This is a genomic window from Bacillus sp. ISL-39 (genome assembly GCF_018613295.1).
Lineage (GTDB): Bacteria > Bacillota > Bacilli > Bacillales > Cytobacillaceae > Mesobacillus.
In genome coordinates this window covers 94,218-107,236 of sequence record NZ_JAGGQM010000011.1, presented here as the reverse complement: position 1 = coordinate 107,236, position 13,019 = coordinate 94,218, and the positions used below count along the sequence as shown (strand labels likewise).

General features: G+C 43.9%; 13 protein-coding genes. 3 read left to right on the top strand and 10 right to left on the bottom strand.

Annotation, left to right across the window (positions count from 1 at the left end; translation table 11 throughout):
- Positions 1–19 precede the first annotated feature (19 nt).
- Positions 20–820 carry an NAD kinase gene (locus tag J7E37_RS10930; protein WP_214780719.1) on the top strand — a complete coding sequence of 267 codons (801 nt, stop codon included), beginning with the start codon at positions 20–22 and terminating at the stop codon, positions 818–820.
- Positions 821–889: 69 nt separating this feature from the next.
- On the opposite strand, the gene J7E37_RS10925 is transcribed toward J7E37_RS10930, so the two are convergent.
- The 8 genes from J7E37_RS10925 to ezrA form a co-directional block, all read right to left on the bottom strand.
- Positions 890–1,096, bottom strand: coding sequence for a hypothetical protein (locus J7E37_RS10925; RefSeq protein WP_214780721.1), 207 nt, complete (start codon positions 1,094–1,096; stop codon positions 890–892).
- A gap of 119 nt (positions 1,097–1,215) precedes the next feature.
- Entirely contained in the window at positions 1,216–2,151 is a 936-nt protein-coding gene (gene rarD / locus J7E37_RS10920; protein WP_214780723.1) for an EamA family transporter RarD, read from the bottom strand.
- A 280-nt stretch (positions 2,152–2,431) separates the two neighbouring features.
- Positions 2,432–2,752, bottom strand: coding sequence for an iron-sulfur cluster biosynthesis family protein (locus J7E37_RS10915; RefSeq protein ID WP_214780725.1), 321 nt, complete (start codon positions 2,750–2,752; stop codon positions 2,432–2,434).
- A 135-nt stretch (positions 2,753–2,887) separates the two neighbouring features.
- Positions 2,888–4,468: an acyl-CoA synthetase MbcS gene (gene mbcS / locus J7E37_RS10910; protein ID WP_215023907.1), complete on the bottom strand. Its 1,581-nt coding sequence runs from the start codon at positions 4,466–4,468 to the stop codon at positions 2,888–2,890.
- A gap of 194 nt (positions 4,469–4,662) precedes the next feature.
- On the bottom strand, positions 4,663–4,869 hold the full coding sequence (locus J7E37_RS10905) for an alpha/beta-type small acid-soluble spore protein (RefSeq protein ID WP_023626976.1): 207 nt from the start codon (positions 4,867–4,869) through the stop codon (positions 4,663–4,665).
- Positions 4,870–4,960: 91 nt separating this feature from the next.
- Positions 4,961–6,169, bottom strand: a complete 1,209-nt coding sequence (gene thiI, locus J7E37_RS10900) for a tRNA uracil 4-sulfurtransferase ThiI (RefSeq protein ID WP_214780730.1) — start codon at positions 6,167–6,169, stop codon at positions 4,961–4,963.
- A complete protein-coding gene (locus J7E37_RS10895; protein WP_214780732.1) occupies positions 6,166–7,311 on the bottom strand; it encodes a cysteine desulfurase family protein in 1,146 nt (381 codons plus the stop codon). The genes thiI and J7E37_RS10895 overlap by 4 nt, the downstream gene beginning before the upstream one ends.
- Positions 7,312–7,611: 300 nt before the next feature.
- On the bottom strand, positions 7,612–9,303 hold the full coding sequence (ezrA, locus tag J7E37_RS10890) for a septation ring formation regulator EzrA (protein ID WP_214780734.1): 1,692 nt from the start codon (positions 9,301–9,303) through the stop codon (positions 7,612–7,614).
- A 203-nt stretch (positions 9,304–9,506) separates the two neighbouring features.
- On the opposite strand from ezrA, the gene hisJ reads away from it, so the two are divergent.
- Positions 9,507–10,304 carry a histidinol-phosphatase HisJ gene (gene hisJ / locus J7E37_RS10885; protein ID WP_214780736.1) on the top strand — a complete coding sequence of 266 codons (798 nt, stop codon included), beginning with the start codon at positions 9,507–9,509 and terminating at the stop codon, positions 10,302–10,304.
- 25 nt (positions 10,305–10,329) lie between these two features.
- Here hisJ and refZ read toward each other — a convergent pair whose 3' ends face one another.
- Positions 10,330–10,965, bottom strand: coding sequence for a forespore capture DNA-binding protein RefZ (refZ, locus tag J7E37_RS10880; RefSeq protein ID WP_214780739.1), 636 nt, complete (start codon positions 10,963–10,965; stop codon positions 10,330–10,332).
- A 153-nt stretch (positions 10,966–11,118) separates the two neighbouring features.
- Here refZ and J7E37_RS10875 point away from each other — a divergent pair, with 153 nt between their 5' ends.
- Positions 11,119–11,601 carry a GAF domain-containing protein gene (locus J7E37_RS10875; RefSeq protein ID WP_214780741.1) on the top strand — a complete coding sequence of 161 codons (483 nt, stop codon included), beginning with the start codon at positions 11,119–11,121 and terminating at the stop codon, positions 11,599–11,601.
- Between the two features lie 47 nt (positions 11,602–11,648).
- Here J7E37_RS10875 and megL read toward each other — a convergent pair whose 3' ends face one another.
- Positions 11,649–12,860: a methionine gamma-lyase gene (megL, locus tag J7E37_RS10870; protein ID WP_214780743.1), complete on the bottom strand. Its 1,212-nt coding sequence runs from the start codon at positions 12,858–12,860 to the stop codon at positions 11,649–11,651.
- Positions 12,861–13,019 lie beyond the last annotated feature (159 nt).

Genomic DNA, 13,019 nt, shown 5'->3' with positions numbered 1-13,019 from the left:
AATGTTTGGAGGAATTTATATGCCAGATCGCCGTAATATTTATTTTCACCACACACCAGACACAACCATGCTGGAAAAAGTTGAGCCTTTATATGAGCTGGCTCGCCGCTATGAATTCAATATCGTGACTGACCATCGTACCGCAAATATCATCGTAAGCATTGGGGATGACGGTACATTCCTTCAGGCTGTCAGAAAGACAGGCTTCCGTGATGATTGTCTTTATGCCGGCATTTCGGTTACCGGCTCCCTGAATATGTACTGCGATTTCCATCTTGAAGACACAGATAAAATGATTGAAGCCATCACAACTGCACAAATCGAGGTCAGGCGTTACCCGACCATCGAGGTAACAATCGATGAGGAAACAACATTTGGCTGCCTGAATGAGTTCAGTGTCCGGTCAGCGATCATCAAAGCTTTTGTGATGGATGTATTCATCGACGACAAGCATTTTGAAACATTCCGCGGGGACGGGATGATCGTCGCTACTCCTACGGGAAGTACAGCTTATAACAAGTCGGTCAATGGAGCGGTAGTCGATCCGCTGCTTCCTTGCATGCAGGTGAGCGAGCTCGCTTCAGTCAACAACAATCATTACCGTACACTCGGCTCATCTTTCATCCTAGGCGGTGACCGCAAGCTTACCTTCAAGGTTGCCCAGGACGGCAATGATTATCCAATCATGGGAATAGACAACGAAGCGGTGAGCATCCAGCATGTCGAAAAATTCGATGTGCAGCTGAGCAACAAAATCATCAAGACTGTCAAACTCAAGGACAACTCTTTCTGGGAAAAAGTGAAGAGGACCTTTTTATAAGCGGCAAGCCGCAGAGACCAAGAAAGCCCAGAGTGAACTCTGGGCTTTTTGTTAAACATTAGCGACAAACTATTGATCCGCTTTACTGAGATTCATTCTTTTCTGAGCCTGCCAGGTATTGACCAGGCTTGGAACTCCGGCTAATAAACTCACCATAAAACTCCACATTACATATCTCCATTCTCCTGTGAAAACAGAGACACCAAGAAAGAAAACAAGCTGTCCAACAAGCGCAAACCAAGTAGCAATCCAGGCAAACCTTAAATTCTCCTTCATTCCATCACTCCTGACTCAGCAATCTATCCTGTAAATATTTTAACATATTTTACCTTAATTTGAATATGCCGTCTTTTACAATGAGAAAAGAGCTGCAGAATTTTCCGCAGCTCTCTTTTTTACATAGGCATTCCTTTTTCTTTTTTCCACTTAACCGTCAATGCTGCGGCCATCTTAGTCCTTGATAAGGAGTAGAGAATCAATGCCGACCAGATAAAGGTAAAGGCCAGCAGGTGGACAGACGAGAAAGTTTCGTGATAGACGAAAACTCCGAGAATGAGCGTCAATGTTGGAGCAATATACTGCAAAATCCCCAGTGTTGCGAGTGGAATCCTTTGCGCTCCTTTCGAGAAAAACAGCAAAGGAACTGCCGTAGCCGCCCCTGCACCTGCAAGCAGCAGGGTAGTCGGCAATGAACCCGCAAACAGGGAGTTCGTTCCCTGGGTAATAAGGTAGCCAATGTAGATAGCTGCGAGCGGCATAACGACCAGTGTTTCGAGAGCGAGACCGACAGCAGAATCCACCTTTATCAGCTTCTTAGCCAATCCGTACAGGCCAAAGGAGATTGCAAGTGTTAAAGCGATCCATGGGAATTGTCCGTAGGAAATTGTCATGATCAGCACACCGATTCCTGCAAGCGCAAATGATATATATTGCAGCATAGAAAGACGTTCCTTCAGGAATACCATTCCCAGTAGGACGCTTACGAGCGGATTGATATAATAACCAAGGCTTGCTTCGATCATCTGGTCTGTATTGACTGCCCAGATATACATGAACCAGTTAATACTAATTAGCATCGATGCCACAGCCAGGGCGGCAAGCTGCTTCTTATTTTGGGCCAACCCAAGCAATGTCCCAGTGAAAAGTCCCCATTTCTTGTTAAGGATTAAAATGACAGCAATGAAGAAAAACGACCAAAACACACGGTTAGCCAGGATTTCATCAGCATTTACATGATTCAACAGCTTCCAATAAACAGGAAGGACACCCCATAATATATAAGAAAAAGCTGCGTACAAAACTCCAGCTTGTTGTTCGGTCCTTTTATCCATCCGAACAGCCCCCTAATCTTTCTAGACTCGAAATAATATCATTATAAAGGCGGAAGCCAGGACTGACAATCATTTTTTGGGTTTAATTGCAGACAAAATTTGCGGACATAGCTTCTTTTTGTGTCTCCATAAGGGTAATGAATGACGCTTTCTTCTGATCCTGCGCCTCCATAATTCCAATGGATGACGCTTTTTCTGGTTTCGCTTCTTATTCTGTCTCCATTAGGGCGATGGTTTCTGATCTGTTATGACATAAAAAAAATAACCCTAAATGACTGGGTTATTTTTCGTTTCGCGGCTTCAGCTTGAAGTTATAGCCAAATGTCTCTTCAGCAGAGGAAATTTTATAGCCAAACCCTGGCTTAAAATCCAGGAATATTTTATCTGGGAGGGACTCCAGTGATTTTTCCGGCACGAAAAAGTTTATGCCGCTTTCTGTCATCACTTCATCACTAGCCTTCTTTTCCTCTATTTGCAGTTGGATGTCCGTCGCGATCGAACATGTTCCAACAAATTCTGCCAGAATTCTTATTCCTTCACCATTGCCGAATTGGACCTTACGTAACTCTTCCAATGCAGCCTCCCTGATTTCAATTTTCATTATGAACCACCCTTTCTAAAATAAATATACCCAAATTTTCATTTCCAACGCATACTTGATTTTTATGCGCACGGAATAAACACATAATGAATTACAAAAAGCAGACCATATCGGCCTGCCCTTTGTTTTCACTCTTTATTTTGCGCCTTCCAATTCCTTCTTGCGTAATTCTATGCGGCGAATTTTACCGGAAGTTGTCTTAGGGAGCTCTTCAAGGAACTCAATCTTCCGAGGATACTTATATGGTGCGGTCAATTCCTTCACGTGCTGCTGCAGCTCAGCAACAAGGTTCTCCTGTTCAGGACTGACGCCGTCACGCAGGACAACAAAGGCTTTGACGATATGGCCGCGAATCTCATCAGGTGATGCGACTACAGCACATTCTTTTACATAAGGGTGTTTTACAAGTGCATCCTCAACTTCGAATGGCCCGATCGTATAACCAGAGCTGATGATGATGTCATCGCCGCGTCCCTCAAACCAGAAATAGCCTTCTTCATCTTTGCTCGCTTTGTCCCCTGTTACATAGTAATCGCCGCGGAACTGCATTGCCGTTCGCTCTGGATCCTTGTAATAGTTCTTGAATAACGCTGGTGTTTCAACATGGACAGCGATATCCCCTACTTCTCCTGGAGGACAAGGCTCACCGTTTTCATTGATAATTTCGACTCGGTTTCCAGGCGTTGGCTTGCCCATCGAACCCGGTCTTAGTTCCATGCCTTTAGTTACGCCGACAAGCAGAGTGTTCTCCGTCTGTCCATATCCATCGCGAACATCGACATTGAAATGTTTTTTAAATGTATCAATTACTTCACGGTTAAGTGGTTCTCCTGCAGAAACCGCACTGTGGAGCCCTGGCAGATTAAAGTCACTTAAGTTTTCTACCTTCGCCATCAGACGGTATTCCGTCGGTGTACAGCAGAGGACATTCACATTGTATTTTTGTAGAAGTGATAAGTATTTTTGGGGCTCGAACTTGCCCTGGTAAACCAGGCCGGTTGCTCCTGTCCCCATAACGGATAAAAACGGGCTCCAGATCCACTTTTGCCAGCCAGGACCCGCAGTGGCCCAGACCGTGTCACCATCCTGGATACCGAGCCAGTTTGTTGCTGCTGTGCGAAGATGCGCATATGCCCATCCATGTGTATGGACGACTCCCTTTGGATTGCCGGTTGTTCCGGAGGTGTAACTGAGGAATGCCATGTCATCTCGTTCTGTATTTGCCAGTTGAAGCTCTTCGGATGCTGTTTTCATTTCTCCATCGAGATGGATCCAGCCTTCTTTCTCGTCTCCAATCACGAACTTTGGCAGGCTATCGGCTTCCTCGATTCCAGCGAATTCATTTGTAAAAGGTGCATAGCTGACAATTGCTTTTACATCACCATGGTTGATTCGATATTGAAAATCTTTCGTTCTTAGCATTTCCGAACTAGGAATGACGACCAATCCCATTTTCAACGACGCAATATATACCTGGTAGGCCTCAATCAATCTTGGCACTACAACCAGCACGACATCCCCCTGATGCAAACCATGTTTCAAGAAAACGTTTCCAATTCTATTCGCATTATTAAGAAGTTCACGGTATGTAATCTCTTTTGTACTGCCTTCCTCATTTTCCCAGAGAATCGCTTTTCTTTCCTGATCCTGTGCGTAACGCTCCATTTCAGATACCAGATTATACTTTTGCGGTGCAATCAATTGTTCCCTGTTCATACTCTTCCCCCTAATCATGTTTTTTAGGCTGTTCCGCATAGCGAATCATTGCCTGTCTATCCCCACTTTTCATTATACAAAATTATTTAAAAATTTTAAATTATATGATAACACTTTTTTAATATAATGATTTCGCACACAAAAAAGAGCAGGGCATCTGCCCTACTCTTTGTAGCCATATTATTCATTTTTAATTAGCGAGAGAATCCGCCACCAAGTTGCTGTTCAGCCATTTGAACCAAACGCTTAGTGATCTCTCCTCCTACAGAACCATTAGCGCGAGAAGTAGTTTCTCCGCCTAGCTGTACACCAAATTCAGAAGCGATTTCGTACTTCATTTGGTCAAGAGCTTGTGATACTCCAGGTACTAGAAGTTGATTTGAGCTGTTGTTGTTTGCCATGTGTTTCACCTCCTTGTGAGTATAGAGTGTGTAGAAACACATGGCTTAATTCAAAACTTTAATTGGTAATTGTTCACAAATTTATCATAATCTAAAATAGGTCATCCATTGCATCATCCACTCGTTCCGAAGCGGGTTTGAGAACCATACGCTCAGTTCCTTCAACTGCTCTCTGGATCATTTCCTCGAAGTCGAAAAAGCTTTCAAAGTTCTGGACTTTATCAAGCTTCGGCTTTGTTTTAGGCGATGAAGGAACAAAGACCGTACAGCAATCCTCATACGGGCGGATTGAAATGTCGTGGGTATCGATTTCATGGGCGATATCCATGATCTGCAGCTTGTCCATTGTTATTAATGGCCGGATGATTGGCGTAGTTGTCACTTCATTGATGGCATACATGCTTTCAAGCGTCTGGCTGGCAACCTGGCCTAGACTTTCACCAGTGATGATCGCAAGGCCGCCCTGCTTTTCACGGATGGCATCCGTGATTCGCAACATCAATCTTCTTGTAGTAGTCATCGTATAGTTTTCCGGTATTTGCTTATGGATGGCCTGTTGGATTTCAGTGAATGGCACAATATGAAGCGCAAAGTGGCCATTAACCTCGGCAAGCTTCTCAGAAAGGTCGATCACCTTCTGCTTGGCGCGTTCACTTGTAAAAGGCGGGCTGAAAAAATGGACACCTTCCACTTCGAGTCCTCTTTTCATCGTCAGATAGCCTGCAACAGGGCTGTCAATCCCGCCGGAAAGCATCAGCATACCTTTCCCGCCCGATGCAGCAGGAAGACCCCCGGCACCCTTGATCGTTTCGGCAGAGATATAGGCAGCTTCTTTCCTGATTTCGATTTGGAGATTTATATCAGGCTTTCGTACGTCCACCTTCAAGTCTTCAACATTCCTTAAGATATGACCTCCAAATTCAAAGTTGATCCCGTTTGTGTCCAATTCGAATGTCTTGTCCGACCGTTTAGCGGTTATTTTAAAAGTCATGCCAGGCTTATGGATTTTTCTGAAAAGTCCCAGCGCCGCATCTTTCATTTTTTCGAGATCTTTTTCAACTTTAATTGCCGGGCTGAAGGATTGGATTCCGAATATCCCTTTCAGTTTCTCGCCAATCCCATCGCTATCTTCACCGTGCAGAAGGATGAACATGCGGTCGCGTTCTGCCTTGATGGCTGCATTCGGATAGTCACTTAAAGCTCTCTTGACATTTTTTCTGAGACGATCGATGAATTTATTCCTGTTTCTTCCTTTTGTCGATATTTCTCCATACCGAACTAAAATACGGTCATACATCATTTCTTTACTACCTCGCTTAAATGTTTTACTGTATCAGCAATTGCCTTTGCGGCTATTTCTGCTTCTTCCACTGTATTGCTGTATGTCAGGCTGACCCTGATCGCGCTCTCCGCTTCCGCCAGCGGCACCCCCATTGCCAGCAAAGTCTTGCTTGCAGCTTTCTTCTTAGAAGAGCAAGCGCTTGTTGTCGATACATAAATATTCTTTTCTTCCAGCGCATGCACAAATGTTTCTGCCTTCAATCCATGGATTGAAAAGTTAAGGATATGGGGCGCGCTATTTTCTTTTGGAGTGTGAATGGTTATTTCCTTGATCTGGCTGATGCCACTTCTTAATGTTTCCATTGCCGCAACCATTTGATTCAGATTTTCTTTTCTATGTTCAAATGTCATTCTTAGTGCCTTTGACATCGCAACAATGCCAGCTACATTTTCTGTGCCGCTCCGCTGCTTCCATTCCTGATTCCCGCCGGAAAATAGTGGGGAGAGGGTGACCCCTTCTTTGATGAACAAAGCGCCTGTCCCTTTCAGGCCATGGAATTTATGGCCAGAGATGGTGGACAAATGGATCCCGGCTTCGTAAAAGTTTAATGGCACCTTCCCTGCTCCCTGAACATAGTCAACATGGAAAAATGCTTTTGGATACTTTTTAAGCAAGCTTCCAATTTCCTCTATAGGCTGAATTGTGCCGACTTCATTATTGACATGGATCACGGAAACGAGGATGGTATCATCACGAATTTCTCTCTCGATGGAATCCGCGCTGATAAAGCCATTGCCATCGGGTTTCACATACGTGATCTCAAAGCCGAGCGATTCTAGCTGTCCCATGGCATTTTGGATTGAAGCATGTTCAATGCTTGTGGTAATGATATGCCTTCCTCTTTCGCGGTGGGCCATAGCGATTCCTTTTACCGCTAGATTATTGCTTTCCGTTCCTCCGGATGTGAACAGGATTTCTGCTTCTTTTACATTCAGCAGCCTGGCGACCTGGGAACGTGCCTGCTGCAGCAGCTTTTCCGACTGGCCGCCGATTTTATGGAGTGATGAAGGATTCCCAAAAAATTCCTCTGAGACCTTTACAAATGAGTCCAATACTTCTTTATAGGGTTTCGTTGTGGCACTATTGTCTAAGTAAATCATCGTATCCCCCTTGTCGTTCATGCTAACTAAAAATCTTATCATAAGAAGTAATCATTGAAAAACGCTCTTTTCTCAAACTTTGTTGCTAGTGACTACAAAATAGGATTGAATGACCAATGTTTCTCTATAAAATTAAAGCTTATTATAAGAAAAGAGCTTGCAAACTTCTACAAATTGGCTTTTTGTCACGTACAACAATCTATACGAAAACAGCCTTGAAAAATAAATGGAATGGACATTTTCTTAGTATGCCCTGAAGCAGTTGTCACCCAAAAAAACAGGCCTCCATCCGGAGACCCATCACTCTTTTTCAGATATCATTTGTTCAATTCTATTCAAGGCACCAGGATCCACTTCTTCGATTGAAGTGGCCGCCTGTTCAAGGGCTTCACGATAATCGTAATTGCGGAAATGTTCTTCTGCTTCCCGAAGTCCGCGGTCAACCGAAGGATATCGGCTTCGGTATCTGTTGCCATATTGGATGACCCGTTCGGCCAGCATGACGGTCTCAACGATTTCTTCAGTCGATGCTTCCAGCTTTTCAACTGTCAGCACAGAGATTTCAAGATACTGTTGGACAACAGGAATATCAAGCGGCTTTTGCTCAAGCTTTTCATTGACTTGTTTGATGCTCTCATTGGCATCTTCAAGAAGGTATTTATATTCCTGTGATAGACCAGGCATATTGCTTTTTGAGACGGTGCGGATCAGCTCAGAAATCTTTTTGGAAAGGTCCCTGACTTTTTCCCTTGCCGCCATTTCGTCCTTCCTGAGGGCACTCAGCTTCTCCATCAATACTTTTTGCTCTTCGACCAGCTTATCAAGCTGCTCTTTCGCTTCTTCAAGCTCCTGTTTAATCAGGCTTTGCGCTGTATCGTTTTCGGTGATTCTGTGATCGATCAGCTCGAACCGCTTTAACAGGCCCTTGAGCTGCTGCTCTACATTCGTTTGTGCTGAGAGCTCTTTATCATTAAGGTGGTAGCTCTCCTGTATATGCTTTGTCTCTTCTTTTAACGTCTTGCTTTCTGTTATTGCTTTTACGAGGATTTCCTTCGCTTCATGTTCCGTCTTCGTAATGTATTGTTTAGCCATGACTTCCTCTTCAAGGATATCGAATAGGTTCTCGACACGTTCCTTCAACCCCTGGATACCCTGTTCAGCGGCTTCAACATCGCCTTTTTCCAGATAAGCTATATATTCAGTCAATTCTTTGCTGATTTCCTCAACCTCTTTATCAGCGTTCAGATGGTCAAGAACATATCCTTGTACAGTCATTTCTCTGACTCCGTCCTTCAGCTCGCTGACCTGGGAAGGTATGACTGATTGACAGTCATGCAGCAGCACGGGAATCGATTCCATTTTACTGGATACCTGTTCAAGCATTGCCTGGATGGACAGCACAATTTCCCTTGCTTCAAGGTAGTTGCCATTCTCTGTTTTTTCATCAAACTCAACGAACTTTACCTGGATGTTTTCAAGCATCGCCTCAAGACTTGCCTCAGCGCTTCCGAAGCTGTGACGGTGCGAAAGAAGGTTTTTCTTGTTATCCCTGTATTGCTCCTTGAGGCCATCGATTTCCTCACGGTTCTTTTCTTCACTTCCAACAAGTTCATTTAATTCGCCGAGGATCTTTTTAATCTTATCCTCTGTCTCCGTAAGCCTTCGCTCAATGACTGCCAGAGATTCCTTCGCCTTCTTGAACCGGTACTTATCGATATACTCTTCAGCGTCAAATAAATAATCTTCGATGCCGGGCAGCTTGGATGTCACAAGTTCATCCCACTCCTGCCGCCAGCGCTCGAAAAGCTCCTCTGTCTGGCCAGTCATGTTCAACTGTTTCACCTTTGACATTTCATCAAGTACAGGACGGTTCATGATATCAATTTTCCATGATTCATACCTGTCGACCTCACTGTAATACTTGCGTTTCATAAAATATCCGCTTAAAAAAAGAATTATTAATAAAGCTATTCCGCCAATTATGTACTCCATTGTTATCCCCCTGGCCTCACAATTTCCAAGTTCTGAATCCTTCTATTTAAAATGAATTTATAAATGCGTGTATAATGTATTTATATTACCATGTAACCGACAATTTTTGACTAATAAATTCATATTTTTTGTTGAAATTATCCGAAATAAGCCGATTTAACTTGAAATTTTGCCTTAGATATTACTTTAGGAGGTCGGGAATCATGAGGGATGGCCACGTCCACACATCTTTTTGCCCGCATGGAACGAAAGATTCGTTAGATGACTACGTCCAGAGAGCACTTGAGCTTGGCTGCAAGGAAATCACCTTTGCCGAGCACGCCCCTTTACCAGAAGGATTCACAGATCCTACACCATTACAGGATAGCGCAATGCGTTTTGAGGATTTGGAAGCATATTTTCAGAGTATCGAAGAAGCAAAGGAAAGATATCGCGGAAAAATAAAAATCAATACTGGTTTCGAGATTGATTTTATCGAAGGATACGAGGTTCAAACGGCCAATTTCCTCAGTGAATTCGGACCTCGGCTAGACGATGCCGTTCTATCGGTGCATTTTTTGAAAAGTCCTGCCGGGGAATATGATTGTCTTGATTACAGCCCAGATAACTTCGGGAAGATGGTTAAAGAGTATGGTTCTGCGGAACTGATCCATCGACACTACTATCAGACCGTCTTAAAATCCATTCATGCTGATCTGGGGCCATATAAGCCTAAACGAATCGGGCATATTACCCTTGCGAATAAATTCCGCTTAAAATATCCAATTGCGCAGGAATGTGCTGACGAAATCATTGAAATACTGGAGACCGTTTCGAAGCATGGCTATGAGCTGGATTATAACGGGGCGGGAACCGCAAAGCCTTTATGCCGTGAGCCATATCCGCCGGATTGGGTAGTCAGCGAAGCCAAAAAGCTCGGGATCAGGCTTGTGTACGGCTCTGATGCGCATCAGGCGAAGGAATTGGGACAGGGACTTGATTTGATGATGGTGACAAAATAAGGAAACCGGCAGTTTGACCGGTTTCCTATATATTAATCAACATTTTTTCATGCATTTGATGGCCTTTACCAAGGGTTCCCTTGATCCATTGTGAGATCTCATGGTTGTACTTGTCAGCAAAGTATTTTTCATGCGGCTGTACATGCAGAACCTCTGTCACATAATGGGTATTCAGAAACGGCATCGACAGCAGCCCTTTTAACTGTAAAATGCTGAACTGGATGGAATGCTTTTTGAATTCCCCATTCTCCATCCCAGCCTCAAGCACCTTTTTAAACATATAGCGTTCTTTTACATGATAGGTGGACATAATCTCCCTGACAACCTGAGAATCGATCGTCATTTCTCTTAAAATGAACCTTGTCAATTGGATGTTCTGGCATTGGTATCTCAATACATTGTCAACCATTGCGTTCAGGCATAATTCTGCACCGTATTCCAGCAATGAAAAGCCTTTTTCCAATTCTTCCATATAGCTTTCGAAAAAAACGGTAAAACAATTTTCGAGGAGTCCATTTTTGTTCCGGAAGTAGTATGAGATATTCGCTGCATTTACGTCTGCCTTTGCTGCAATATCCCTTACTGATGTCCCATTGAACCCCTTCGTATTGAATAAGTAGATGGCCGCATCAATAATCGCAGCTTTTGAATTTTTTCTCATTGCTCCGCCCCTCACTTTCCGCAATTAACCTTACTGTTTACCTTTCTGGAAATCATTTAAATTTCCTTTAAAAAAAGCTCGACAAAGTCTCCATTGTTTCGCCGATTTTTGATACAATGTAGATTAAAACTTCAAGAAAGAGGGGGAAAAACTGTGTTTAAAGTCGAAACATACAGCGACAACCGTGAAAAAGATTATGATTTGTTGATAAAGCAGCTTAAAGCATTGGTGGAGGATGAAAAAAATGCGATAGCAAATTTCAGCAACGCATCAGCTTTATTGAACCAATTTCTCGATCGCGTCAACTGGGTCGGCTTTTATCTGATGGAGGATGGAGAGCTTGTCCTCGGACCATTCCAGGGCCTTCCAGCCTGTGTGAGAATCCCGCTTGGCAAAGGCGTCTGCGGTACAGCCGCATCGAGCCAGGAAACATTAAGAGTTGAAGATGTCCATGCCTTCCCGGGCCACATCGCATGTGATGCCGCGTCACAATCAGAAATCGTCGTTCCGATGGTCAAAGACGGTCAAGTCATCGGCGTTCTTGATATTGATTCACCGGAAAAAAATCGCTTTGATGAATTGGACCAGCAAAAACTCGAGGAATTCGTTGACATGCTGTTACAGTATATAAGCTGACATTGAAAAACCCTCCCATTCACGGGAGGGTTTTTGTAATGAATCTCTTAAATCAATCCAGTCTCCATGGTACTTTCTTTCCTTACAGCTTCGAATGCTGCTTCAAGGTCATCTCTGATATCCTGCCATGCTTCCAATCCGACTGAAAGCCTTAGCATATTGTCTTTGATGCCCATTTTTTCTCTTGCTTCTTTTGGCACTACGGCATGAGTCATTGTCGCCGGGTGCTGGATCAATGTTTCTGCATCTCCAAGGCTAACCGCAATTTTAATGAGCTTTAACTTGTTGATGAATGCCTGAGCTTCCTTTTGGCCTCCCTTTATATTGAAGGAAATAAGACCGCCCGGCTTGCGCATTTGCTTTTTCGCAATTGCGTAATCAGGATGTTTTGGGTCGCCTGGGAAAATGACTTCTTCGACTGCGGGATGATCAGAAAGATAGGCTGCCAGTTTTTCGGCATTGTCACAATGGCGGTCCATCCTGACCGGCAGTGTTTTCAACCCGCGAAGCAATAACCACGCATCAAATGGCGATATTACGCCGCCAATGTCCTTTTGCGTTGTCATGGCGATTTTAGACATAATTTCCTTCGGGCCGACTGCTACACCCGCTATGACATCACCATGTCCGCAAATATACTTCGTTGCGCTGTGGATGACGAAATCACAGCCAAGCTCGATTGGATTCTGAAGATAAGGTGAGCTGAATGTGTTATCAACAACTACCGGAATTCCCTTTTCCCTGGCGACGTCCGCGACCATCTCCAGGTCAACCAGTCTCATTGTTGGATTAATCGGCGTCTCGATATAGATGACTCTTGTCTCTGGGGTAATGGCAGCCAATACTTCTTCTCTCGTCGACATCATCGAAAAATCATGGTTGATCTTATATTTTTCTTTCATGAGCTGGAGAAGTCCAAACGTACACCCATACACTCCCTGTGAGCAGAGAATATGGTCCCCTGTGCGTGTCAGCGATACCAGTATCGCAGAGACAGCAGCCATCCCTGAAGCGAACGCAAGGGCTTTTTCCCCTTTTTCAATCGTCGCCATCCTTTCTTCAAGCATCGCAACCGTAGGGTTTCCAAGACGTGAATAGATGAATCCTTCCTCTTCCCCGGCAAAGCGCCTTTCTCCCTGTTCAGCAGTATCGAAAGTGAAGGTACTAGTCTGAAATAATGGAGGCGCAAGGCTGCCCCTGAATTCGTCCGATTTATATCCGGAATGGATCACTTCTGTTTCGAATCTTTTCTCTCCCATTATGATTCCTCCTATATATTCTGTAAACGCTTACAATTTACCCCCATTATCAGGATATGACATTTACCCCTTTATTGAAAGTAATTTCTCTCACACATCGACAAAAAGTCCTGTGGTTCATTAAAGAACAAAAAGCGCTGGAGCTGGATTAAGAAAACT